This is a genomic window from Mucilaginibacter calamicampi, assembly GCF_042676765.1.
Classification (GTDB): Bacteria; Bacteroidota; Bacteroidia; order Sphingobacteriales; family Sphingobacteriaceae; genus Mucilaginibacter; species Mucilaginibacter calamicampi.
In genome coordinates, this window is record NZ_JBHTHU010000006.1 from 401,958 (window position 1) to 427,411 (window position 25,454).

General features: G+C 42.9%; 19 protein-coding genes and 5 tRNA genes. 22 read left to right on the top strand and 2 right to left on the bottom strand.

What is annotated here, in order from left to right:
- Positions 1-35: 35 nt before the first annotated feature.
- Complete coding sequence (locus tag ACFQZS_RS11335) at positions 36-545, top strand: Mpo1 family 2-hydroxy fatty acid dioxygenase (RefSeq protein WP_377100263.1); 510 nt, start codon at positions 36-38, stop codon at positions 543-545.
- 118 nt (positions 546-663) lie between these two features.
- On the opposite strand, the gene ligA is transcribed toward ACFQZS_RS11335, so the two are convergent.
- Positions 664-2,679 carry an NAD-dependent DNA ligase LigA gene (gene ligA, locus ACFQZS_RS11340; protein WP_377100265.1) on the bottom strand — a complete coding sequence of 672 codons (2,016 nt, stop codon included), beginning with the start codon at positions 2,677-2,679 and terminating at the stop codon, positions 664-666.
- Positions 2,680-2,926: 247 nt separating this feature from the next.
- On the opposite strand from ligA, the gene ACFQZS_RS11345 reads away from it, so the two are divergent.
- From ACFQZS_RS11345 to ACFQZS_RS11360, 4 genes are all read left to right on the top strand, one after another.
- Positions 2,927-4,174, top strand: coding sequence for a dicarboxylate/amino acid:cation symporter (locus ACFQZS_RS11345; protein WP_377100267.1), 1,248 nt, complete (start codon positions 2,927-2,929; stop codon positions 4,172-4,174).
- Between the two features lie 14 nt (positions 4,175-4,188).
- Complete coding sequence (locus ACFQZS_RS11350) at positions 4,189-4,749, top strand: PPC domain-containing DNA-binding protein (RefSeq protein ID WP_377100269.1); 561 nt, start codon at positions 4,189-4,191, stop codon at positions 4,747-4,749.
- Positions 4,750-4,985: 236 nt separating this feature from the next.
- Entirely contained in the window at positions 4,986-5,552 is a 567-nt protein-coding gene (locus ACFQZS_RS11355; protein ID WP_377100271.1) for an NUDIX hydrolase, read from the top strand.
- A 766-nt stretch (positions 5,553-6,318) separates the two neighbouring features.
- Entirely contained in the window at positions 6,319-7,092 is a 774-nt protein-coding gene (locus tag ACFQZS_RS11360; RefSeq protein ID WP_377100273.1) for a hypothetical protein, read from the top strand.
- A 409-nt stretch (positions 7,093-7,501) separates the two neighbouring features.
- On the opposite strand, the gene ACFQZS_RS11365 is transcribed toward ACFQZS_RS11360, so the two are convergent.
- Complete coding sequence (locus tag ACFQZS_RS11365) at positions 7,502-8,854, bottom strand: OmpA family protein (RefSeq protein WP_377100275.1); 1,353 nt, start codon at positions 8,852-8,854, stop codon at positions 7,502-7,504.
- A 532-nt stretch (positions 8,855-9,386) separates the two neighbouring features.
- Between ACFQZS_RS11365 and ACFQZS_RS11370 the strand changes: the two genes are divergently transcribed.
- The 17 genes from ACFQZS_RS11370 to cysC all read left to right on the top strand — a co-directional run bounded on the left by ACFQZS_RS11370 (position 9,387) and on the right by cysC (position 25,449).
- A tRNA-Thr gene (locus ACFQZS_RS11370) sits at positions 9,387-9,459 on the top strand.
- 93 nt (positions 9,460-9,552) lie between these two features.
- A tRNA-Tyr gene (locus ACFQZS_RS11375) sits at positions 9,553-9,633 on the top strand.
- A 98-nt stretch (positions 9,634-9,731) separates the two neighbouring features.
- Positions 9,732-9,804, top strand: a tRNA-Gly gene (locus ACFQZS_RS11380).
- 84 nt (positions 9,805-9,888) lie between these two features.
- A tRNA-Thr gene (locus ACFQZS_RS11385) sits at positions 9,889-9,960 on the top strand.
- A gap of 66 nt (positions 9,961-10,026) precedes the next feature.
- Positions 10,027-11,214, top strand: a complete 1,188-nt coding sequence (gene tuf / locus ACFQZS_RS11390; RefSeq protein ID WP_377100277.1) for an elongation factor Tu — start codon at positions 10,027-10,029, stop codon at positions 11,212-11,214.
- 138 nt (positions 11,215-11,352) lie between these two features.
- Positions 11,353-11,423, top strand: a tRNA-Trp gene (locus tag ACFQZS_RS11395).
- A gap of 22 nt (positions 11,424-11,445) precedes the next feature.
- Positions 11,446-11,640, top strand: coding sequence for a preprotein translocase subunit SecE (gene secE, locus ACFQZS_RS11400; RefSeq protein ID WP_377100279.1), 195 nt, complete (start codon positions 11,446-11,448; stop codon positions 11,638-11,640).
- A 15-nt stretch (positions 11,641-11,655) separates the two neighbouring features.
- Entirely contained in the window at positions 11,656-12,198 is a 543-nt protein-coding gene (gene nusG, locus ACFQZS_RS11405; RefSeq protein WP_377100281.1) for a transcription termination/antitermination protein NusG, read from the top strand.
- Positions 12,199-12,366: 168 nt separating this feature from the next.
- Positions 12,367-12,813 carry a 50S ribosomal protein L11 gene (rplK, locus tag ACFQZS_RS11410; protein ID WP_377100283.1) on the top strand — a complete coding sequence of 149 codons (447 nt, stop codon included), beginning with the start codon at positions 12,367-12,369 and terminating at the stop codon, positions 12,811-12,813.
- A gap of 150 nt (positions 12,814-12,963) precedes the next feature.
- Entirely contained in the window at positions 12,964-13,662 is a 699-nt protein-coding gene (rplA, locus tag ACFQZS_RS11415) for a 50S ribosomal protein L1 (protein ID WP_377100285.1), read from the top strand.
- 4 nt (positions 13,663-13,666) lie between these two features.
- On the top strand, positions 13,667-14,185 hold the full coding sequence (rplJ, locus tag ACFQZS_RS11420; RefSeq protein WP_377100287.1) for a 50S ribosomal protein L10: 519 nt from the start codon (positions 13,667-13,669) through the stop codon (positions 14,183-14,185).
- Between the two features lie 60 nt (positions 14,186-14,245).
- Positions 14,246-14,629: a 50S ribosomal protein L7/L12 gene (rplL, locus tag ACFQZS_RS11425; RefSeq protein ID WP_377100289.1), complete on the top strand. Its 384-nt coding sequence runs from the start codon at positions 14,246-14,248 to the stop codon at positions 14,627-14,629.
- 228 nt (positions 14,630-14,857) lie between these two features.
- Positions 14,858-18,661 carry a DNA-directed RNA polymerase subunit beta gene (gene rpoB, locus ACFQZS_RS11430; protein WP_377100291.1) on the top strand — a complete coding sequence of 1,268 codons (3,804 nt, stop codon included), beginning with the start codon at positions 14,858-14,860 and terminating at the stop codon, positions 18,659-18,661.
- A gap of 92 nt (positions 18,662-18,753) precedes the next feature.
- A complete protein-coding gene (gene rpoC / locus ACFQZS_RS11435; protein ID WP_377100293.1) occupies positions 18,754-23,040 on the top strand; it encodes a DNA-directed RNA polymerase subunit beta' in 4,287 nt (1,428 codons plus the stop codon).
- A gap of 71 nt (positions 23,041-23,111) precedes the next feature.
- Complete coding sequence (locus ACFQZS_RS11440) at positions 23,112-23,423, top strand: DUF3467 domain-containing protein (RefSeq protein WP_377100295.1); 312 nt, start codon at positions 23,112-23,114, stop codon at positions 23,421-23,423.
- Positions 23,424-23,532: 109 nt separating this feature from the next.
- The gene (locus ACFQZS_RS11445) at positions 23,533-24,813 is read left to right on the top strand and encodes a cation:proton antiporter (RefSeq protein WP_377100297.1); all 1,281 of its coding nucleotides are present in this window, start codon (positions 23,533-23,535) and stop codon (positions 24,811-24,813) included.
- A gap of 36 nt (positions 24,814-24,849) precedes the next feature.
- The gene (cysC, locus tag ACFQZS_RS11450; RefSeq protein WP_377100299.1) at positions 24,850-25,449 is read left to right on the top strand and encodes an adenylyl-sulfate kinase; all 600 of its coding nucleotides are present in this window, start codon (positions 24,850-24,852) and stop codon (positions 25,447-25,449) included.
- Positions 25,450-25,454: the final 5 nt, after the last annotated feature.

Sequence of the window (25,454 nt, forward strand, 5' to 3'; positions counted from 1 at the left end):
TGAAATAAATTCAGCATGACTTTTTTGTTTTAATAATGAAAAACCAACCCAAAGCGAAACATCCTCCAATAGAAAAGCGGCCAGTAGATGCGCAGTTGGATGAGTACGCTTCGTTCCATACCAATCCAACCAACCGCGTTATCAATTATATATGTATACCATTGGTAACTTTTGGCATTCTGGCTTTTGTGTGGTCTATTCCATTTCCAAAGCTTGAGTTTTTGGGTAAAAATCAAACCTTCATCAACTGGGCTTCGTTTGTGGTGGCATTTACGCTGTATTATTATTTGCGCTTGTCGCCCATGCTGTCGTATATCATGCTGTTTTTCCTGGGCGTGTTTAGTTATATAATTGTGTCGTTAGAGCAACATTTGGTGCTGGCGCAAATTGGCTTACTGCTTTTTGTAATAGGCAATTTAGGTCAGTTAATAGGATACAAAAAAGAAGGCCGCAAGCCTGCGTTCGCCCAGGATTTTAAATTTATGCTGATAGGGCCGATGTGGCTGTTCAGTTTGATCCTTAAGAAATTTAAGATCAGGTATTAACAACATAAAGTCATCCTGAACATGTTTCAGGATCCCATTGACAGGTGGTAATGAACTTTTTGGCAACAGGCTCAGCTTGTGGGGTGCCGAAATAAATTCGGCATCACGTATGGGGAGTTTAAGACTCCAACATTGCCATCAACTCATCATCACTAATAATCGGAATATTCAGCTTCTGTGCTTTTTCCAATTTTGAAGGCCCCATATTATCACCAGCAACCAGGTAGTTAAGCTTAGCCGATATGCTGCTTAAAATCTTGCCGCCGTTCTGCTCAATAATATCCTTCAGCTCATCGCGCGAGAATTTTTCGAACACGCCCGATATTATAAAGCTCTTACCGGCAAATGTATCGCTGGCCAGTGTAACTTCTTTTTCTTCGGTCACAAACTGCAAGCCTGATGCCTTTAGCTTTTCAATTTCTTCGCGATGTTTTTCTTCTCCAAAGTATTCAATCAGACTATGCGCTATGCGGTCGCCTATCTCATCAACAGCTATCAGTTCTTCAAATGATGCTGCCATCAGATTATCGATATTTTTAAAATAGGCGGCAAGTTTTTTTGCCACTGTTTCGCCAATAAAACGGATGCCTAAACCGAACAGCACTTTTTCAAAAGGCATTTGTTTAGACCGCTCAATACCATCCAGCATATTCGTAATGGACTTTTCTCCAAAGCGGTCCATCTGTTTCAGATCATCTTCATGATCCTTTAATACATACAGATCGCTGATATGCCTGATAAATCCTTTCTGATATAACGTGTCAATGGTCTCATCGCCCAAGCCATCAATGTTCATTGCTTTGCGCCCGATATAATGCTGCATTTTCCCGGTTATTTGCGGCGGGCAGCCCTCGTCATTAGGACAGTAAAACGCGGCTTCGCCTTCCTGGCGTTTTAGCTGGGTTTGGCAAGCGGGGCAATGCGTAATATATTCGATAGCCGCCGCTGATGGATCGCGCTTCTCGAGGTTTACGCTGATGATCTTTGGGATGATCTCGCCACCCTTCTCAACATAAACCCAATCGCCTTGGTGCAGGTCAAGCCTGAGCATCTCATTGGCATTATGAAGGGTTGCACGCTTTACAGTTGTGCCAGCCAATAAAACGGGCTTCAGGTTAGCCACTGGCGTTACAGCTCCTGTGCGGCCCACCTGGTAGGTTACCGCCTGCAACTGTGTTTGTACCTGCTCTGCTTTGTATTTATAGGATATGGCCCAGCGCGGCGATTTGGCGGTAAAGCCCAGTTCCTGCTGCTGCCCGTAATTATTTACTTTAATTACAATGCCATCTATATCATAACTTAATTCGAACCGGCGCTTATCCCATTCGGTAATAAAAGCTAATACATCATCAATAGTATGGCAAAGTCTGCTTTCGTCATTAACATGAAAGCCCCAGTCTTTAACAGCCTGCAAACTTTCCCAATGGGTTTTAAATAGTGTTTTCTCCGTATATAAACCATATAAGAAGCAATCCAAAGGGCGCTTGGCCACCTCGCTTGAGTCCTGTAATTTTATGGTGCCCGATGCAAAGTTGCGTGGGTTAGCGTATGGTTGTTCGCCGTTGTCAACGCGTTCCTGGTTTAGCCTGTCAAAAGCTTTAAGGTGCATAAACACCTCGCCGCGTATCTCAAATTCGTCGGGGTATCCATCACCATGTAAACGTTTTGGAATGGTATGGATGGTACGAACGTTAGTGGTAACATCATCGCCTTGTGTGCCATCGCCGCGGGTAACGGCTTTTACCAGTTTCCCCTGCTCGTAAGTGAGGCTCATAGAGAGGCCATCAAACTTCAGCTCGCATACGTATTCAAAATTATCACCTATAGCCTTACGGATGCGTTGATCAAAATCCAGCAACTCCTGGGCATTGTAGGTATTGCCCAGGGACAGCATGGGCCAGCGGTGCTTTACGGTGGTAAACTCCTTGGTAATAAACCCGCCCACCTTTTGTGTAGGCGAATCAGCATCCAACAAATCCGGAAACTGTTTTTCAAGTGCGGCCAGTTGCTCCAGCTTTTTATCAAATTCAAAATCGGTTATGGTAGGCATGGCCAGCACATAATAGTTATACGTGTGCTGTTTTAACTCTGCCGATAATTGGTCAATTTGTTGTTTAGCTTCAGAAGGTGACATACCAACGAAGATAGTAAATTGAGCGTTGAGCAAATAATTTTGTTACATAATGCATCATTAAACTTTTTAGAGCAAATGCAGTCTTTATTATAGTAAATGATATTACGATGCCTTTAAAAGTTGAGCGCTAACTTACCGGGGGCATTTATCTAATACAAAGCCGTTCATTTTCGGGAGAGGAGCCCGCCGGTGAGGGGTTTTTTATTTGACTGTTTTTTTGGCATATAATCGTATTATTGTGGTGAGCATGAAACGATTAATCACCAACCTTACCTTCCAGGTTTTAGTAGCAATAACGCTGGGTGTTATAACCGGCTTCTATTTCCCTCAATTCGCGCCAACTGCGCAGCTTATCAGCAAAACGTTTATCAATCTTATAACCATGCTGATAGCGCCAATCATATTTTTAACAATAGTGCTTGGCGTAGCGGGTATGCGCGATATGAAAAAAGTGGGCCGGGTAGGGGGCAAGGCACTCCTGTATTTTGAAATAGTGACCACCTTCGCGTTGGTAATAGGTGTGGTTGTATGTAACCTGCTTAAGCCCGGCGTTGGTTTTGTAAGCCACGTAAAGGTTGACGCAACTAAACTTGAGGAATTTGAAAAGGCCGCTTCAGAAATGCATTGGGGCGATTTTATTGCACACATAGTTCCCTCTAATTTTTTTGACGCGCTTGGCAAAGGCGATATACTGCAGATCCTTTTCTTCGCTATACTATTTGGTATTGCTTTGAGTAAAATGGGGGAGCGTGGCAATACAGTTGTAGACCTGTTTGAGAAGATCTCTAAAGTATTCTTCAATATTATGCATATGGTAATGCGGGTGGCACCAATTGGGGCTTTTGGCGGTATGGCATTTACTGTGGGTAAATACGGAATTGCTACACTGCAACCCTTAGCTAAGCTGATGGGGTCGGTATACCTTACCATGTTCCTGTTTATATTTGTGGTGCTTAACCTGATCTGCTATTTGTACAAGTTCAGTCTGTGGCAATACCTTAAATTCATCCGGCAGGAAATACTTATCGTGCTGGGCACCTCATCGTCAGAGCCGGTGCTGCCTGCCATGATGGAGAAGATGGAGCGCTTTGGTTGCTCGCGGTCGGTAGTAGGATTGGTTATACCCTCTGGATATTCTTTTAACCTGGATGGTACCACCATTTACCTTTCCATGTCCGTGATCTTTTTGGCCCAGGTATTCAATAAGCAGCTTAGCTGGGAGCAACAGCTTTCTATTATTGGGATCTTAATGGTTACCTCAAAAGGAGCAGCGGGGGTAACCGGCAGTGGCTTTATTGTACTGGCATCAACACTTACCGCTGTAAAGCTTATTCCGGTAGAGGGGGTTGCCATTCTGCTAGGTGTAGACAGGTTCATGTCTGAAGCGCGGGCCATTACTAACATGATTGGCAACGGCCTGGCCAGCGTGGTGATTGCCAAAAGCGAGAAAGAATTTGACGAAACTAAATACAAGGCGGCTATAGCCAATAACTAATTAACCTTAAAACGATGAAAAAACTACTACCCCTGGTACTACTGCTGTTAACGGCTCAACTGGCATTAGCCCAGCAAGAGGAATATGTAAAACCCGGTCAGGTTATTGAGAAGGGTAAGGCGCCTGCAATGAAGTACCGGCTGGTCAACACCAACGGCAATATTAAAACCTACGTTATAGCATTATTCCGTGGGGATGATATCCTATCGGGTATGAGTGACTTTGCCGAGAAAGAAGGAATCAAATTTGCGCAGTTTAACGGGGTGGGTGCCATAAGTTCGGGCAGGTTGGGCAGTTACGACCGCGATAAGCAGATGTATCACATTTACACTGTAAAGCAGCAGGCCGAGATCGTTTCTTTTACCGGCAACATAGCCACCTTTAATGGCAAACCGGTAGTACACGTACATATGAGTGTTAGCCAGAGCGATTTTACTGTGCGCGCCGGGCATCTTTTCAACGGTATTGTGTGGCCCACTTTAGAGATAATGGTTACGGCGTACCCGGATGGCGTGTATAAAAAGAAAGAAGATGATACCGGCTTCGTGCTGACCGATCCGGAGTTGACGCATTAATCGCGTTGTCTCACAACAGTGTGGGACAAACTGAGACAACGTGGGACAAGATTTTTAGTAAGTAATTGACAGTTAGTAGTTTGATGATTTTGCCTGGGACAAAGTGAGACTACTTATTCGTCAGGAAATTTAGCTGTAATTTTGCTATAAATTATTGATAATCAGTATAATTATAAAATTGATAAAATTTGTCCCGCCTGGGACGTGAAATGTGGCCATGCGGCTGAGAGAACATGATGAACAAAGAGATAAAACCGTGGACGGTATTAGAAGAAGAAGATGTATCGCCAAGCCATTGGTTCCCTGTTACAAAACAAAAAGTAAGGCTCACCAATAATAATGTCTACGATTATTATTTAGCTGAACTGGGCGATGTGGTGCAGGTGCTGGCCCTTACAAAACAACATGAGGTAGTATTGGTAAAGCAATATAAACACGGCCTTGGCCAAATACTATTGGAGCTTCCGGGCGGGATGCAGCAAAAGGACACATCGCTAATACAGTCTGCCTTAAACGAGCTGGAGGAGGAAACAGGTATAAAAGCGAGTGGCGAAAATCTTGTCTCTTTAGGCAAAATTGCCATCAACCCAACAAAATTAAAGCAGGTTACTTATGGCTTTATTGTGTTTGATGCCGAGTTTAACTCGGTGCAGCAACTGGAAGATACCGAGGACATACAAATAGTTTTAAAGCCCGCTACCGAGGTACTGCAACTCGCACTAAACGGGGGAATATGGGTTACAGATTCGGTAAGCTTTATTTTAAGGGCGGCGATGATGTATCCGGAGGTTTTTGGACGGTAGGGATTTCAAAAAAAAGTCGGTGGCCTGTGCGATTCCCTCCCTTGGGAGGGTGTAGGGAGGGGTTTAGCCGCAGTATTAAACCCCTACCCGCCACTCCACAACCTGCCGCACCCTTCCCCAAGGAAGGAGTTTTAATTGATTTTCCGTTCCCTCAGGGGCTCCTGAAAAGTGTTGGAGATTCAAAAAAGGCGGTGGCCAGTGCGATTCCCTCCATTGGGAGGGTGTAGGGAGGGTTTAGCCGCAGTATTAAACCCCTACCCGCCACTCCACAACCTGCCGCACCCTTCCCCAAGGAAGGAGTTTTAATGGATTTTCCGTTCCCTCAGGGACTCCTGAAAAGTGTTGGAAGATTCAAAAAAAGCGGTGGCCAGTGCGATTCCCTCCCTTAGGAGGGTGTAGGGAGGGGCTTAGCCGCAGCATTAAACCCCTACCCGCCACTCCACAACCTGCCGCACCCTTCCCCAAGGAAGGAGTTTTAATGGATTTTCCGTTCCCTCAGGGGCTCCTGAAAAGTGTTGGAAGATTCAAAAAAAGCGGTGGCCAGCGCGATTCCCTCCCTTGGGAGGGTGTAGGGAGGGGTTATCCGCAGTATTAAACCCCTACCCGCCACTTCACAACCTGCCGCACCCTTCCCAGGGGAAGGAGCTTAATGGATTACAAATCACCGTCCCCTCAACTGCCCTTCTCGTTTACAAATAATTACGATTATTTCGTAATTATACGAATGTTTCGTAGTTTTGGTTTATAACCAAAAAACAAACCTGTTATGAAACAATTTAAAACTTTGTCATTATCGCTTATTGCTTTATTGTCCAGCCTGGCTTCTTTCTCGCAAAATCTTCCCGTAATTCAACCGGCGGGTTTACAAGCTCCCCAGGGCATCAATATAGATGGTAAACCCAACGAATGGGGTGGCAACTTTCAGGCTTTCAATCGTGCTACAAGCGTATTTTACACTATGGCTAACGATGATAAGAACCTGTACATGGTAATTAAATGTGAAGAGCAGCCAACCATAGCCAAGATACTGAGCGGAGGAATCACACTGGCGCTAAAAAGTGCCGCTAATAAAGAAGCTCAAGCTGTAAAAATTGTCTATCCGCTAATATCTTATACAGATAAATATACTATCAGTATACCCCTGCGTGAGGATGCCGACGTAGAAAAAATGGCGATCACACTAAATAAGGAACTGCCAAAAGTGGCCAAGCAGATCAACGTTTCCGGCATTTCAGAAATCAAAGAACCATCTGTTTCTATCTATAATGATTGGGATATAAAAGCAGTTTCGGCTGTAGATACCAAACGCGCTTACACTATTGAATGGCAGGTGCCTTTAAAATATCTTCGCCACTTAATTAGCGCCGACGGCAGTTTTGATTATAACATAATAGTAAATGGTGTAGTTAATCCGCCCGGTACCATCGTAGTTGGAGGAGGAAGGATTGGCGGCGCGCCGCCCAAATTAAATGAAGCCGCTGCTTTTGATATGTTTAATCCAACTGATTTTAAAGGGAGTTATACCTTGATGAAAAAATAGGGCTTGACTTTTTTACGCACGTTATGACGAGGCGGTATTGCACCGGAGCTTTTGAGTTAGCCCATTGGGGGATTACAATCCCCTGCTCTTAAGTCCGGGATCGCAGATCCGGACTAACGGGCTAACTTACCGATCCGCTACCCGGCATGTGGGGTGCTGAAACAAGTTACCCATGACAGATTATATTTTGAGGGTGGGCCTGTCACCCTGAGCTTGTCGAAGGGCGGGGCGTAAAGGCCTTGCCGCGCTATGGTTCGACAGGCTCACCATGACACCCAACCCAGTGTCATTGCACCCTTAGAGACCCCGGATTTTATAACTCAGCATGACGGGCAATAAGTAAAATATTATCATAAAAAAAGCGATGAGCATTCGCCCATCGCTTTAAAAATATAACAAACGCTGGTGTTTAGTTCAAAGAAAACTCAACCCTGCGGTTTTGCTGACGGCCAGCTGCTGTTTTGTTTGTTGCAATTGGCTGGTTAGGGCCATAGCCTGTTGCTTCAATTAATGATGCGTTTGCACCTTGCGATACCAGGTAAGCTTTAACGGCCTCTGCACGGTCTTTTGATAAAGCCATGTTTAAAGCCATTGAGCCGGTGTTATCAGTATGGCCTGCTAATTTTAAGCTAAAGCTTTTCTCTTTTAACAGATCGGCAACACGGTTTAATGTTGGGTATGATCTTGTTTTGATGGTAGCTTTACCCAGATCAAACTCCAGGTTTTTAATCGCTTCGCCAACAACACGACGATCAGACTCGGTTACAATAACTTTCTCTTTAGTAACCACAACCGGGGCCGGAACTTTTAACGGGCAACCTGCACCGTCAACTTGTGTACCTGCAGTTGTGCCCGGGCATCTGTCAAACTTGTTAGCAACACCATCAGCATCATCATCACCCATTTCGCGGGCGTATTGCTGTGCAAGCGCTGCTCTGGCTTGCTCTTCCTGCATTCTTGCTTGTTCGGCAGCAGCTAAACGGCCTCTTAAATAAGCACTCTCTGCAGCAGCGGCTTCGCGCAATGCGGCGGCGGCGCTGTAGTTTTGCAGTTGTGGCGATGATTTTTTACCCAGGGCAATTTCTAAACCGGCATGCGCGTAAGAGAATCTGTCGCTTGTACCGCTTCTGTAACCATCAAAGTTGTTGCTCTTTACAAAGTTTACGTTATAACCTAAATCAATGTTAATACCCCTGGCTATGCCAAATTTTACACCTGCACCAACAGGTATGTAAATGCTTTCATCGTAAGTAGTGTTAGCAAACCCGGGCACATTACGCACATTAGCGCTTGATGACATTACACCAACACCCGATGTAAAGTACGGCGAGATCACGCTGCGTTTTTGATTTAAGCTAAGGTTAGCCAGGGTAATGTTGGCGCTGATAGCGCCTGCCCATGCTATGGTAGTTTTAAAGCTGCTGTTATCCTGCGCGGTTGAGCCCGGTTGTAAACTGTTAGATCTGGAACCCTGAACAGTACCTGCCAGGAAGTCGGCCTGAATACCGAAGCCCGGTAAAATTTGTTTTTTAATGTAACCGCCGTAACCCCAGGTTTCCTGCGGGGTTAAAAAGTCGCCGTTAAATTGATTGTTAAACGGCGTGTAGTGGGTTAACATACCACCGTTTAAACCTATAGACCAGGTACGGAAGTTCTTTTTGTCGAAACGAGTAGTTGTGTCTGAATAACCTTGCGCAAGTACCGCGCTTGATGAGCCTATAAGTGCAAGGGCCATCATGGATTTTGTAAAATTGAATTTCATGGTATAAAATATTTATTAACTGATGAACATGTGTTCAACACCGGCATACAGGCAATAAGCAGGCCCATTTTATGGGCGTTGAGTTTTGCTCATGGTTAATTTGCTGGATATCAGCCGTACAATTATTTATGTTTAACTGATGTTGCCACATATATTATTTTACTATATGTGTACACTAAAAAGGGCGTTTAGTATGATGTTAGTAATAAATTGAAAGAATTTGCCCCTTTTAATCTATCCCTGCTTTTATTGTAATAAATGGGCACCCGTTGCTAAGAGAATTTAAAGCGATGTACTATGTTGCTGTATTATAAGGGTTTGCCTGCAGCGTAAAATTTTAATGCCAATACATTGTTTTTACAGCGATATGTTGGTAAAATTTGCCTAACATTGCGGGCTCAAAACCGTCCCGATTTTTTTTAATAAAAAATTTTGTCGGGCATTAAAATTTTGTAAATTTGCAATCCCTTTCAGAAAGGGGCTTATCGCCACTTCTGAAATAAGGGAACGGTTCTTTAAAATAAAAAAATAAGCCTCCTTAGCTCAGCTGGTAGAGCAACTGACTTGTAATCAGTAGGTCATTGGTTCGATCCCGATAGGAGGCTCAGTTTGATTTCGAATTTCGAAATTTCGATTTCGGATTTTTTCCTGTCAAAAGGTAAATCCGAAATTGTAAATCCGAAATCCGAACTCAACTTGGGGGGATACCAGAGCGGTCAAATGGGACGGACTGTAAATCCGTTGCTTCGGCTACGAAGGTTCGAATCCTTCTCCCCCCACAATGGGTAATGAGTGAAGGTTGAATGAGTGAATGAGTGATTAATTGAAACTTAAAAGTCAATAAATCGCTAATTCACTCAATCACTCATTAAAAAAAGCGGAAGTAGCTCAGTTGGTAGAGCGATAGCCTTCCAAGCTATAGGTCGAGAGTTCGAACCTCTTCTTCCGCTCTGTTAAAGTTGGCAGTATGCGGTTCGCAGTAAGCAGTTAATAACTGCAAGCTACAAACTGAAAAACTGCAAACTAAACAAAAAGCCGACGTAGCTCAGGGGTAGAGCACTTCCTTGGTAAGGAAGAGGTCATGGGTTCAAATCCCATTGTTGGCTCAACTTATTAAAGTATAAATAAGTAATAGTTTTAAATATAAATTAACCTACAAACAAAAATAAATCATGGCAAAAGAAAAGTTTGACCGCAGTAAGCCGCACTTAAACATCGGCACTATCGGTCACGTTGACCACGGCAAAACTACCTTGACCGCAGCTATCACTAAAGTATTAGCTGACGCAGGTTTATCAGAAGCGCGTTCATTTGAATCAATTGACTCAGCTCCTGAAGAAAAAGAACGCGGTATCACTATTAACACAGCTCACGTTGAGTACTCAACTGCTAACCGTCACTACGCTCACGTTGACTGCCCAGGTCACGCGGATTATGTGAAAAACATGGTTACAGGTGCTGCTCAGATGGACGGTGCAATTATAGTTGTTGCTGCTACTGATGGCCCGATGCCACAAACTCGCGAGCACATCCTTTTGGCTCGTCAGGTAGGTGTACCTTCATTGGTTGTATTCATGAATAAAGTGGATATGGTTGATGATCCGGAATTGTTAGAGTTAGTAGAAATGGAAATCCGTGAGCTACTTTCATTCTATGATTTCCCAGGTGATGATATCCCTGTTATCCAAGGTTCTGCTTTGGGTGGCTTAAATGCAGATCCGAAATGGGTTAGCAAAATTATGGAATTGATGGATGCTGTTGATAACTACATCCCAATCCCTCCACGTTTAACTGATCTTCCTTTCTTGATGCCTGTTGAAGACGTATTCTCAATTACTGGTCGTGGTACTGTTGCTACAGGTCGTATTGAGCGTGGTGTAATCAACTCTGGTGAGCAAGTTGATATATTAGGTATGGGTGCTGAGAACTTAAAATCAACCGTAACAGGTGTTGAGATGTTCCGCAAGATCCTTGACCGTGGCGAAGCTGGTGACAACGTAGGTTTATTGTTACGTGGTATTGAAAAAACTGATATCCGTCGTGGTATGGTTATTTGCAAACCAGGTTCAGTTAACCCACACACTGATTTCAAAGCAGAAGTTTACGTATTATCAAAAGCAGAAGGTGGCCGTCACACTCCATTCTTCAACAAATACCGTCCGCAATTCTATTTCCGTACAACAGACGTTACAGGTGAGATCACTTTAGCTGAAGGTGTAGAAATGGTTATGCCTGGTGATAACGTTACCATCACTGTAAAGTTGATCAACGCTATCGCGATGGAAAAAGGCTTACGTTTCGCTATCCGTGAGGGTGGTAGAACAGTAGGTGCCGGTCAGGTAACCGAAATATTAAAATAAGCCCCCCGGCCCCCTTAAGGGGGAGTAATTGGGTGAGGTTAATTTAGACAAAGTACTTAGTCATTTTGACTAAGTACTTTGTTACATAATAAAGAGGTTCTCTTTTGTTCCCCCTTTAGGGGGACAGGGGGCTAATACACGGGAATAGTTCAACGGTAGAATAGAGGTCTCCAAAACCTTTGATCAGGGTTCGAATCCTTGTTCCCGTGCTTATAGTAATTAATAATATAGATGGCTGGCGTATCAGAATATATTAAAGAGTCGTACATAGAGTTGACCCAGAAGGTAACCTGGCCAACCTGGAAAGAGCTGCAAAGCAGTGCCGTATTGGTGCTTATTGCTGCTATTATTATTGCGTTGCTTATTTTCGGTATGGACCATATAATAGGTTACGTGCTAGACAAGTTTTATAGTTCACTGGCTTAATAATATATATAAAGAATGGGTGATCAGTTAAAATGGTATGTGGTTAGGGCCATTAGCGGTAAAGAGAAAAAGGTAAAGCAGTATATTGATGCTGAGGTAAACCGTTTAGGTATATCGCACCTTGCACCGCAGGTTTTAATACCTACCGAGAAATATTACCAAATGCGCGACGGAAAGAAAATTGCTAAAGAACGCAATTATTTTCCGGGTTACGTGCTGATGGAAGCTGCCCTTGATGGCGAGCTGGAGCACATTATAAAAAATATAAACAGCGTAATTGGCTTTTTGGGTGATAAGGCAGGTAATGCCATCCCTTTACGCCAGGCAGAAGTTAACCGTATTTTAGGTAAGGTTGATGAGATGAGTGCGCAAGGCGAAACCATGAGCGTGCCTTACTATGTAGGCGAGGCCGTTAAAGTAATGGATGGCCCTTTCAACGGTTTTAGCGGTGTGATTGAAGAAGTGAACGAAGAGAAAAAGAAACTGAAAGTAATGGTAAAGATCTTCGGGCGCCGTACACCGCTTGAATTGAATTACATGCAGGTAGAGAAAGAGTAGTTAATATTTCGAATTTCGAATTTTCGATTTCGGATTTATATAAAGACATTTTGACCAGGAAAAGGATAGGAAATTCAAAATTGAACATCCGAAATCCGAAATCAAAATAACAAAATGTTACATAGCTTCCAACTTATAACATTGAGTACTAATTAAACAAAGCAAAAGATGGCAAAAGAAGTCGGTGCGATGGTAAAGCTGCAAGTAAAGGGCGGCGCTGCAAACCCATCACCTCCAATAGGCCCAGCATTGGGTGCCAAAGGGGTGAACATTATGGAGTTTTGCAAGCAGTTCAATGCACGTACCCAGGACAAACCTGGTAAAGTGCTTCCTGTAGTTATTACTGTTTATGTTGACAAGTCATTTGATTTTATCATTAAAACCCCACCGGTAGCTATCCAGTTAATGGAAGCCACAGGTTTAAAAAGCGGGTCGGCAGAACCCAACCGTAAAAAAGTTGCCAGTGTAAACTGGGATCAGGTTGAGACAATTGCCAAAGATAAAATGACTGATTTGAACGCATTCACAGTAGAATCAGCCATGAAAATGGTAGCAGGTACTGCCCGCAGCATGGGGATAACCGTTAGCGGTACAGCTCCCTGGAACAACAATTAATTTCGGATTTCGGATTTTCAATTTCGGATTTTGAAATTGAAGGAAAGAAATTTGATTATTAACGTTTCGAGTTAAGGAAGCGACGAGGAAAATAAATCCGAGATCGCAAATCCGAAATCCGAAATAAAAAATTAAATCAGTTTAAAGACAGTGGCTAGATTAACAAAAAATCAAAAAGTGGCACTCTCCAAAATTGAGGCTAATAAATCATACTCGTTAGAAGCTGCATCAGCTTTAGTGAAGGAATTAACCCTAACTAAATTTGATTCATCAGTTGATATAGATGTGCGTTTAGGTGTAGATCCGCGTAAAGCCAATCAAATGGTACGTGGTATTGCAACATTGCCTCATGGAACCGGTAAAACTGTACGTGTATTAGTTCTTTGTACGCCTGATAAGGAACAAGAAGCTAAAGACGCAGGTGCAGATTACGTAGGTTTGGATGACTATATTGCCAAGATTGAAGGCGGATGGACTGATGTTGATATTATCATTACTATGCCAAGTGTTATGGCTAAGGTAGGTAGATTAGGCCGTGTGCTTGGTCCGCGTAACTTAATGCCTAACCCTAAATCAGGAACAGTAACTCCGGAAGTTGGAAAAGCTGTAACTGAGGTAAAAGGTGGTAAGATCGATTTCAAGGTTGACAAAACCGGTATCATCCATACCTCAATAGGAAAAGCATCTTTCCCTGCTGAAAAAATTTACGAGAATGCATTAGAAGTATTGCAAACCATCTCTAAATTAAAACCATCAGCAGCTAAAGGAACATATTTTAAGAGCATTCATATCTCTTCTACTATGTCTCCCGGAATTACAGTAGAAACAAAATCAGTAGCGGGGATCTAAAATCATGACTAAAGAAGAAAAATACGACTTAGTTCTTGCCCTCACTGAGCAAATGAAGGAGTACGGCAATTTTTATATTACCGATACTTCAAACTTAACGGTTGCAAAAGTAAACGATATCCGCAGGAAGTGTTTCGACGCTGACATCAAAATGCAGGTTACCAAAAACAGCTTGATCAAAAAAGCTATGGAAGCTGCAGGCGGAGACTTTGCACCAATATATGATGTGTTAAAAGGTTCATCATCAATACTTTTCTCAAAATCAGCAACTGCTCCGGCAAAACTGATCAAACAACTGAGAAAAGCTGGCGACAAACCGGTATTAAAAGCAGCATATATTGACTCTGCAGTGTTCATTGGCGATAATCAGCTGGATACATTAACCAAGCTGAAATCAAAAGAACAACTGATAGGCGAAGTTATTGGCTTACTGCAATCACCAGCGAAAAATGTTATTTCTGCACTGCAATCAGGCGGAAACACATTGGCAGGATTAGTAAAAACATTACAAGAAAGAGGTTAATCCAAACACCTAAAAGTTTGGTAATTAAAAACAAAGCATTACAATAAAACACAAAATAAAATGGCGGATTTAAAAGCGTTTGCTGAACAGTTGGTAAACTTAACAGTAAAAGAAGTAAACGAATTAGCTCAGATATTGAAAGACGAGTATGGCATTGAGCCTGCTGCTGCTGCTGTTGCAGTTGCTGCTGCTCCTGCTGGTGGCGATGACGCCCCTGCTGCTGCTGCTGAGCAAACAGCATTTGACGTTATCCTGAAAGAAGCAGGTGGCGCTAAATTAGCTGTAGTTAAATTAGTAAAAGACCTAACCGGCCTTGGTTTGAAAGAAGCTAAAGATCTTGTTGACGGTGCACCTAAAGAATTAAAAACTGGTGTAACTAAAGAAGAAGCTCAATCTTTGAAATCACAATTAGAAGAAGCCGGAGCGGTAGTTGAGGTTAAGTAATTTAACCATACACACAAAGCACAGAGACTCCGACCTGTTTTGGTCGGGGTCTATTGCTGTTTATAAGGTTTTAGATTGGAGATATCCGAGCTGAGTTATGAGATTGATGGCACAATAATTGTGCGTTAGGTTTCGTTCTTTCTCTCAAATCCCATAATACCACCCGGTGCAGCCCCGGGGAAACTCACATCTACTAAAGTTTAATTTTTAAACTAAATTTATAACACCTTGGCAACCCAAATAAATCAAAGAGTTAACTTTGCAACCAGCAGAAAGGTACTTGAATACCCCGATTTTCTGGATGTGCAGTTGCAATCTTTCCAGGAATTTTTTCAATTAGAAACTACTTCAGACAACCGCCACAAAGAGGGTTTGTTTAAAGTTTTCGCAGAAAATTTTCCGATCTCAGACTCAAGGAACATCTTTGTTCTTGAATTCCTGGATTATTTTATTGACCCGCCACGTTACGATATACGCGAGTGTATTGAGCGCGGTTTAACTTACAGCGTGCCTTTAAAGGCAAAGCTGCGCCTGTCATGTAACGATGCAGAGCACGAAGATTTCGAAACCATAGTTCAGGACGTGTATTTGGGAACCATCCCTTACATGACCCCTAAAGGTACTTTCGTTATCAACGGTGCTGAGCGTGTTATCGTGTCGCAGTTGCACCGTTCGCCTGGTGTATTCTTTGGTCAAAGCCGCCACACTAACGGTACCAAGTTGTACTCTGCCCGTGTAATTCCTTTCAAAGGATCATGGATTGAGTTTGCTACCGACGTTAACAACGTAATGTACGCCTACATTGACCGTAAGAAAAAATTCCCGGTAACTACCTTGCTTCGTGCTATTGGTTATGATTCTGATAAGGATATATTAGAATTATTTGAACTGGCTGATGAAGTAAAAGTTAGCAAATCTGGTCTGAAAAAATTCATTGGCCGTAAACTGGCTGCAAGAGTTTTGAAGAAATGGGTTGAAGACTTTGTGGATGAAGATACCGGTGAAGTTGTTTCTATTGACCGTAACGAGATCATTCTTGAGCGCGAAACCATGCTGGAAGATGACCATATTGATATGATCATTGACGCTGGCGTTAAAACTATCATCCTGAACAAAGAGGATAGCGCTTCAAGCGGTGATTACACTATTATATATAACACTTTACAAAAAGATACTTCAAACTCAGAGAAAGAGGCGGTTGAGCATATCTACCGTCAGTTGCGTAACGCAGAACCACCTGATGAGGAAACCGCACGCGGTATCATTGACAGATTGTTCTTCTCTGACAAACGTTATGACCTGGGCGATGTGGGCCGCTACCGCATTAACCGTAAGTTGAAACTGGATACTTCTGAAGAGATCAAAGTTTTAACTAAACAGGATATCATCGCGATAGTAAAATACCTGATCAAGTTGATCAACTCAAAAGCCGAGGTGGATGATATCGATCACTTGTCAAACCGTCGTGTTCGTACAGTAGGTGAGCAGTTATATGCTCAGTTTGGTGTTGGTTTGGCCCGTATGGCCCGTACCATCCGCGAGCGTATGAACATCCGCGATAACGAGGTATTTACACCAACCGACTTAATTAACGCGCGTACACTATCATCTGTGATCAACTCGTTCTTCGGAACCAACCAGTTATCACAGTTTATGGACCAAACCAATCCTCTGGCAGAGATCACGCACAAGCGTCGTCTGTCAGCCCTTGGGCCCGGTGGTCTGTCTCGTGAGCGTGCAGGTTTTGAGGTGCGTGACGTTCACTACACCCACTACGGCAGGTTGTGTACTATTGAAACACCGGAAGGTCCAAACATTGGTTTGATCTCTTCATTGTGTGTTCACGCTAAGATTAACAACTTAGGCTTTATTGAAACACCATACAAACGCGTTATTGAAGGTAAAGTACAGGTGCAAGAGCCGGTAATTTACTTATCAGCAGAAGACGAAGATGGCAAAACCATTGGTCAGGCTAACGCGGTTTATGATGATAAAGGCGAATTTGCTACTCCGAAAGTGAAAGCACGTTTCGAGGGTGATTTCCCTATTATTGAGCCGGAAAGACTGGATCTGATGGACGTTGCTCCAAACCAGATCACATCAATCGCGGCATCATTAATTCCGTTTTTGGAGCATGATGATGCTAACCGTGCCTTGATGGGTTCAAACATGCAACGCCAGGCCGTACCATTATTGCGCCCTGAAGCGCCAATTGTAGGTACCGGTTTGGAAGGTCGTGTGGCAAAAGACTCTCGTACCTTGATCAATGCCGAAGGCAATGGTGTGGTTGAGTATGTTGATGCTAACCAGATAATAATTAAATATGATCGTAACGAGGATGACCGTTTGGTTTCTTTCGAAGGCGATTCAAAAAGCTATATATTAACCAAGTTTAAAAAGACTAACCAGAGCACTACTATCAACCTTAAGCCGATCATTAAAAAAGGTCAGCGTGTTGAAAAAGGACAGGTGCTTTGCGAAGGTTATGCTACACAAGATGGTGAACTGGCCCTGGGCCGTAACCTTAAAGTGGCATTCATGCCTTGGCAAGGTTATAACTTTGAGGATGCGATTGTAATATCTGAGCGCGTTGTGTCTCAGGATATCTTCACATCGCTTCACGTTGAAGAGTTTGAACTTGAAGTGCGTGATACAAAACGTGGGGAAGAGGAATTAACTGCCGATATCCCTAACGTATCAGAAGAAGCTACTAAAGACCTTGACGAAGACGGTATCATCCGTGTGGGTGCAGAGGTTAAAGAAGGCGATATTCTGATTGGTAAGATCACCCCTAAAGGCGAATCTGATCCTTCACCGGAAGAGAAACTTTTACGTGCCATATTTGGTGACAAAGCAGGTGATGTTAAAGACGCATCATTAAAAACTCCGCCTTCAATTGCAGGTGTGGTTATTGATACCAAATTATTCTCTCGCGCTAAAAAGACCACTAAGGCTGAAGAAAAAGCACAGATAGAAAAACTGGATACCAAACACGATAAAGCAACTAAAGATCTGAAGTCTACTTTGATCGAGAAGTTGTTTGAAATTGTTAACGGCAAAACATCACAAGGTGTACAAAATGTTTACAAAGAGCTGTTGGTACCAAAAGGTGTTAAATTCACTCAGAAAATTTTAACTGAATTAAACTACGAAAACATCAACCCAACTAAATGGACAACTGATGACGACAAGAATGATCAGATAAAATTGCTGTTGCATAACTACAACATCAAATTGAACGAGGAACTGGGCGCTTACCGTCGTGATAAATTTGCGATAAGTGTAGGTGACGAGCTTCCATCGGGAATTGTACAAATGGCTAAAGTTTACATCGCTAAAAAGCGTAAGCTTAAAGTGGGTGATAAAATGGCAGGCCGCCACGGTAACAAAGGTATTGTTGCACGTATTGTACGTGATGAGGATATGCCGTTCTTGGAGGATGGAACACCGGTTGATATTGTGTTGAACCCACTGGGTGTACCATCACGTATGAACCTTGGACAGATCTACGAAACTGTATTAGGATGGGCCGGTAAAGAGCTGGGTATTAAGTTTGCTACTCCTATTTTTGATGGTGCAAGCCATGATGAAGTAGAAGAGTACGTTAAAAAAGCAGGTATACCAGAAAGTGGCCGTACTTACTTATACAACGGCTTAACAGGCGACCGTTTTGACCAGCAAACAACTGTAGGTATTATCTACATGCTTAAACTGGGCCACATGGTTGACGATAAGATGCACGCGCGTTCAATAGGGCCATACTCATTAATTACACAACAACCATTGGGCGGTAAAGCACAATTTGGTGGTCAGCGTTTTGGTGAGATGGAGGTTTGGGCACTGGAAGCATTCGGCGCATCAAACATCCTGCAGGAAATATTGACAGTTAAGTCTGACGACGTTGTTGGCCGTGCCAAAACTTACGAGGCTATTGTTAAAGGTGAAAACCTGCCAACACCATCAGTTCCAGAATCATTCAACGTATTGGTTCATGAGCTTAGAGGTTTAGGTTTGGATATCACGCTTGAATAATTAGTGAATTAGTGAATGAGAGAATGAGTGATCAGGTCACCATTCACTCATTCACCACTCACTCATTCACTCATTAAAAAAACAAGGAGACTATGTCTTACAAAAAGGATAATAAAATCAAAAGTAACTTTACCACCATCACCATTAGCCTGGCTTCGCCTGAGGCAATTTTGGAGCGTTCAAGTGGTGAGGTTTTAAAACCCGAAACCATTAACTACAGGACTTATAAGCCTGAGCGTGATGGTTTATTTTGCGAGCGTATTTTTGGTCCGGTAAAAGACTACGAATGCCATTGCGGTAAATACAAACGTATACGTTACAAAGGTATAGTTTGCGACCGTTGCGGTGTTGAAGTAACCGAGAAAAAAGTACGCAGAGAGCGTATGGGCCACATCAATTTGGTGGTGCCTGTTGCTCATATCTGGTATTTCCGCTCGTTGCCAAATAAAATTGGTTACCTGCTGGGCTTACCTACAAAAAAACTCGACCTTATTATTTACTACGAGCGTTATGTAGTAATTCAGCCGGGTATTAAGGAGTCTGATGGTATATCAACAATGGATTTCCTTACTGAGGAAGAATACCTGGATATATTAGATACTTTACCAAAAGAGAACCAGTATCTTGATGATAAAGATCCGCAGAAGTTTGTAGCCAAAATGGGTGCAGAGGCTTTAGAAGAGTTGTTAAAACGTATTGATCTTGACCACCTTTCTTTCAGCTTACGCCACCAGGCAGCTACAGAAACTTCGCAACAACGTAAAAACGAAGCGTTAAAACGCCTTCAGGTTGTTGAAGCTTTCCGCGGAGCTAAAACCCGTATTGAAAATAACCCTGAGTGGATGATCGTTAAGATCGTTCCGGTTATACCGCCGGAGTTGCGTCCGTTAGTACCACTTGAGGGTGGCCGTTTTGCAACATCGGATTTGAACGATCTTTATCGCCGTGTAATTATCCGTAACAACCGTTTAAAACGTTTGATAGAGATAAAAGCGCCTGAGGTAATTTTACGTAACGAAAAACGTATGTTACAGGAAGCTGTAGATTCGTTATTTGATAACTCACGTAAAGTTAACGCGGTAAAAACTGAAGGTAACCGTGCTTTGAAATCACTTTCAGACATCCTGAAAGGTAAGCAAGGCCGTTTCCGTCAAAACTTATTGGGTAAACGTGTGGATTATTCAGCACGTTCTGTAATTGTTGTGGGCCCTAACCTTAAACTGCATGAGTGCGGTTTACCAAAGGATATGGCTGCAGAATTATTCAAACCGTTCATCATTCGTAAAATGATTGAGCGTGGTGTTGTTAAAACTGTAAAATCTGCAAAGAAAATAGTTGACCGTAAGGACCCATTGGTTTGGGATATATTGGAGAACGTACTTAAAGGACACCCGGTATTACTAAACCGTGCGCCTACGCTGCACAGGTTGGGTATACAGTCTTTCCAGCCAAAACTGGTTGAAGGTAAAGCTATCCAATTGCACCCGTTAACCTGTACCGCGTTCAACGCCGACTTTGACGGTGACCAGATGGCCGTTCACGTACCACTTGGTAACGCCGCAATTTTAGAAGCACAGGTGTTGATGCTTGCATCGCACAATATATTAAACCCTGCTAACGGTACACCTATTACAGTACCGTCTCAGGACATGGTTTTGGGTCTTTACTACATTACTAAAGGCCGTAAAACTGATGCTAGCCGCGTTGTAAAAGGCGAGGGATTAACATTCTACTCTGCTGAAGAAGTTATTATAGCTTACAATGAGAGGAAAGTTGATCTGCACGCGTTTATTAAGGTTAAAGCCTTTGTAAAAGAGCGCGATGGCAGCATTGTTAGCAAAATTATTGATACCACTGTAGGCCGTGTATTGTTTAATCAGCACGTTCCAACAGAAGTGGGTTACATAAATGAGCTGCTTACCAAAAAATCACTGCGTGATATTATTGGCGAGGTAGTTAAAAACACCGGTATGGCCCGCGCTGCCGCTTTCCTTGATGATATTAAGGAATTAGGATTTAAAATGGCGTTCCAGGGTGGTTTATCATTTAACCTTAAGGATATCAACATCCCTGCTGAAAAAGTAACCCTGATTGACACTGCTTCTAAACAAGTAGAAGAAGTAATGGGTAACTATAACATGGGTTTCATTACCAATAACGAGCGTTATAACCAAATTATCGATATCTGGACACGTATCAACAACCGCTTAACCGCGAATGTGATGGATATCCTGAGCAACGATAACCAGGGCTTTAACTCGGTATACATGATGTTGGACTCAGGCGCGCGTGGTTCTAAAGAGCAGATCCGTCAGCTTGCAGGTATGCGTGGTTTGATGGCTAAGCCTCAAAAATCAGGCTCAGGCGGCGAGATCATTGAGAACCCTATCCTTTCAAACTTTAAAGAAGGTTTGTCTGTATTAGAGTACTTTATATCTACCCACGGTGCACGTAAAGGTTTGGCGGATACGGCGTTGAAAACGGCGGATGCGGGTTACTTAACCCGTCGTTTACATGACGTTGCGCAGGATATGATTGTTGGTACCGTAGATTGCGGAACCTTAAGAGGTATATTCACTACCGCGTTAAAAGATAACGAGGATATTGTTGAGCCACTATACGATCGTATTTTGGGCCGTACATCTTTACATGATGTTCATGATCCGATCACTAATGAGTTATTGGTAACAGCAGGACAGGATATTACTGAAGAAATTGGCAAAAAGATAGAGAATTCACCATTGGAAGGTATCGAAATTCGTTCGGTATTAACCTGCGAAAGCAAGCGTGGTGTTTGTGCTTTATGCTATGGCCGTAACCTTGCAAGCGGTAAACGCGTGCAAAAAGGCGAGGCTGTTGGTGTAATTGCTGCACAGTCTATCGGTGAGCCGGGTACACAGTTAACACTACGTACATTCCACGTGGGTGGTACCGCGTCAAACATCGCGGCTGAATCTCAGATCAACGCTAAGTTTGATGGTATCATAGAGTTTGAAAACGTTCGTACAGTAGAGTATGTTGGCGAAGACGGACCGGTTGATGTAGTTCTAGGCCGGTCAGGCGAGTTCCGTATAGTTGAAGAAGGAAGCAACAAGGTAATTGTTACTAACAACATTCCATACGGCGCTTATTTATACATTAAGGACGGCAGCAAAGTAAAACGTGGCGATCGCATCTGTTCATGGGATCCGTACAACGCGGTTATCATCTCTGAATTTGCGGGTAAAACACAGTTTGAGGCTGTATTAGAGGGTATCACTTTCCGTGAAGAATCTGATGAGCAAACCGGTCACCGTGAGAAAGTTATTATCGATACACGTGATAAAACCAAGAACCCGTCTATCCAGGTTGTTGATGGTAAAGGAACGCTTATTAAAGGATACAACATCCCGGTAGGCGCGCACATTGCTGTTGATGAAGGTGAAAAACTACAAACCGGACAGATCATCGCTAAAATACCTCGTTCAACAGGTAAAACGCGGGATATTACAGGTGGTTTACCACGTGTAACTGAGTTGTTTGAAGCACGTAACCCATCTAACCCTGCGGTAGTAACTGAGATTGATGGTGTGGTAACTTTAGGTGGTGTTAAACGTGGTAACCGCGAGATCACTATCGAATCAAGAGACGGACAGATCAAAAAATACCTGGTGCCATTGTCTAAACACATCCTTGTACAGGATAATGACTTTGTTAAAGCCGGTATGCCATTGTCTGACGGTTCAATATCACCATCTGATATATTAGCTATTAAAGGCCCTGCTGCCGTGCAAGAGTATCTTGTTAACGGTATACAGGAAGTTTACCGCTTACAGGGTGTGAAGATAAACGATAAACACTTTGAGGTTATCGTTCACCAGATGATGCAGAAAGTAATGATCGAGGATGCAGGTGATACCCGTTTCCTTGAGAAAGAAGCTGTTGATAGCTGGGACTTTATGCAGGAAAACGACGAGATATTTGACAAAAAGGTAGTTGTTGATCCGGGTGATTCAACAGCATTTAAAGCCGGTCAGATAGTATCTGTACGTAAACTGCGTGATGAGAACTCTATCCTTAAACGTAAGGATATGAAGTTGATTGAAGTGCGCGATGCTATTGCTGCAACTTCAAGCCCTATACTGCAAGGTATAACCAGAGCTTCATTAGGTACCAAGTCGTTTATCTCGGCTGCATCGTTCCAGGAAACTACAAAAGTACTGAACGAGGCTGCAATTGCCGGCAAACGCGATTTGATGCTGGGTCTGAAAGAGAACGTGATCGTTGGTCACCTGATACCTTCAGGTACAGGTTTACGCGAATACGAAAATATCCGTGTAGGATCTCAGGAAGAGTTCGATCGTCTGATGGCATCAAAAGCCGAAGAGGTAGAAGCTTAACCCAGGCAAATACAAATAATTAATATTTTCAAAGCCTTCCCATTTGCGGAAGGCTTTGTTATTTTAGCACCATGGAAGAACAATTTGACAACCAGCTTAATATAGAGCTTTCAGAAGAAATTGCCGAGGGGATATATTCTAACCTTGCCATTGTAACCCATTCAACTGCCGAGTTTGTAATGGATTTTATACGTGTTATGCCGGGTGTGCCTAAGGCTAAAGTAAAATCAAGAATAATTTTAACGCCGGAGCATGCCAAACGTTTGTTAGCCGCGCTTGAAGAGAATGTTGAAAAATACGAAGCAGTAAACGGGCGCATTAAAACCCAGCCCGAAGCAGGCGGTTTCCCCATAAATTTTGGCGGTACTATGGGCCAGGCCTAATAATCTGCTATATAACTGCATAGCGCTTTTTTGATATAAAATATACTGTTTGCTAAACCCGAAAATGAAAGTATATTTGCAAACTCTATTAAATCAGTAGAATTACTCAATGATATCCAAATTAAGCTCGAGCGAGGTACTGCACTTTCTGATCATCGTATCGCTTATGCTGCTGCTTGCAAGACTGTTAGGCGAACTTTGCCGCCAGCTAAAGCAACCCGCTATTATAGGCGAGGTGATGGCGGGAATTATTCTCGGCCCGTCATTGCTGGGTGGTATATTCCCTGATTTGTTTAACGAGATATTTGTATCGCAACCAAAAGCATATGGCGCTTACGATGGCCTGGCCAACATTGGCATTATGCTTTTAATGTTTATAGCAGGCTTTGAAATAGATTTAAAGCAGATAAGAGCGCAGGGAAAGCAGGCGTTTTCTATAAGCATGATGGGGCTTTTGTTTCCGTTTGCCGTTGGGTTTGCCGTGGCCTATTACTTTTACGATCACATTTTTGCCCAACCCAGCCATAACCTGATAATATCGGCCATGTTTTTTGGTACGGCGTTATCTATTACAGCATTATCTGTAATAACCAAAATACTGATAGATATGGATATCCTTCAATCAAAAATTGGAGGTTTGGTATTAACAGCTGCTATGGTTGATGACTTTTTTGGTTGGATACTCTTTTCGGTTATACTTAAGCTGATGGGCTCGGGTAAGGAGGATGCTTCATTCCTGTCTATTATACTAGTATTGGTTTTCGTAGCATTTATGCTCACTATTGGCCGTTGGGGAATTAACAAATTACTGTCGCTTGCGCAGCAACACTTAAAAACCGGCAGAATAGTTACCCTTTGCGTAATTCTGTGCCTGTTAGGTGCCATTGTTACAGAGTATTTGGGTGTGCGAGGTGTTTTCGGAGCATTTTTGGTTGGTATAGCAATTGGCGACTCTGAATACTTTAGCGCGCGCCACAGGTTGGCCCTTCATCAGTTTGTAGTTAACGTTTTGGCTCCGCTGTTCTTTGCTTCAATTGGATTGCGACTAAACTTTATTGAAAACTTTGATTTAAAAGTAGTGCTGATAATATTAGGCATTGCTTGTTTTGCAAAACTGGGTGGAGCATGGTTGGGCAGCCGCATGAGTGGTATGAGCAATAACGAATCGTGGGCGGTGGCTTTTGGTATGAATGCCCGCGGATCGCAGGAGGTGGTTTTGGGTTTAATTGCTTTGCAGGCCGGCATTATTGATGAACCATTATTTGTGGGCCTTGTAGTAATGACCATTGTTACTATCGGCATTTCGGGCCCGCTGATGCGACATTTTATTTTAAAAGAGGAAGCGGATGTTGCCAGGGCCAAATTGCCCGCAGAATTGCCTTCAACTTAATATCGGAATTTGCACTTTTATCCCGAAATTTGCGGGATGGAAGGAAACCCCAATATTGTAAACTTTACCTACTCGGTTTGCAAGCAAATGCGGGAAGGTGCAAATGGCCATAAAGGCGCTTGTTTATGGTTTGAGGGGCTGTCAGGCGCGGGGAAAAGTACCCTGGCAAATGGGGTTGAAAGTGAGCTTTTTAAAAAAGGCGTTAAAACCTTCAGCCTTGATGGAGATAATGTGAGGAGAGGTTTAAATAGCGACCTGGGGTTTTCTGAATCTGACAGAATAGAAAATTTAAGGCGGATAGGAGAGGTTGCAAAGTTAATGTGTGATGCAGGGTTGGTGGTAACTGCAGCGTTTATATCGCCTTATAAAAAAGACAGGCATCTGCTTAGAAATTTAATAGGCAGTTCTTTTTTTGAGTTTTTTGTTGATACCCCACTAAACGTTTGCGAACAAAGAGATGTGAAGGGTTTATATAAAAGAGCAAGGGCAGGGGAAATAAAAAATTTTACCGGTATTGACGTCCCCTTTGAACGCCCTGACAATCCGGATATGATAATAAATACAGTTAATCAATCAATAGATCAATCGGTAAGTTTAATTTTGGATTTTATTTGGCCAAAATTAGCGCTTAGTTAAATATA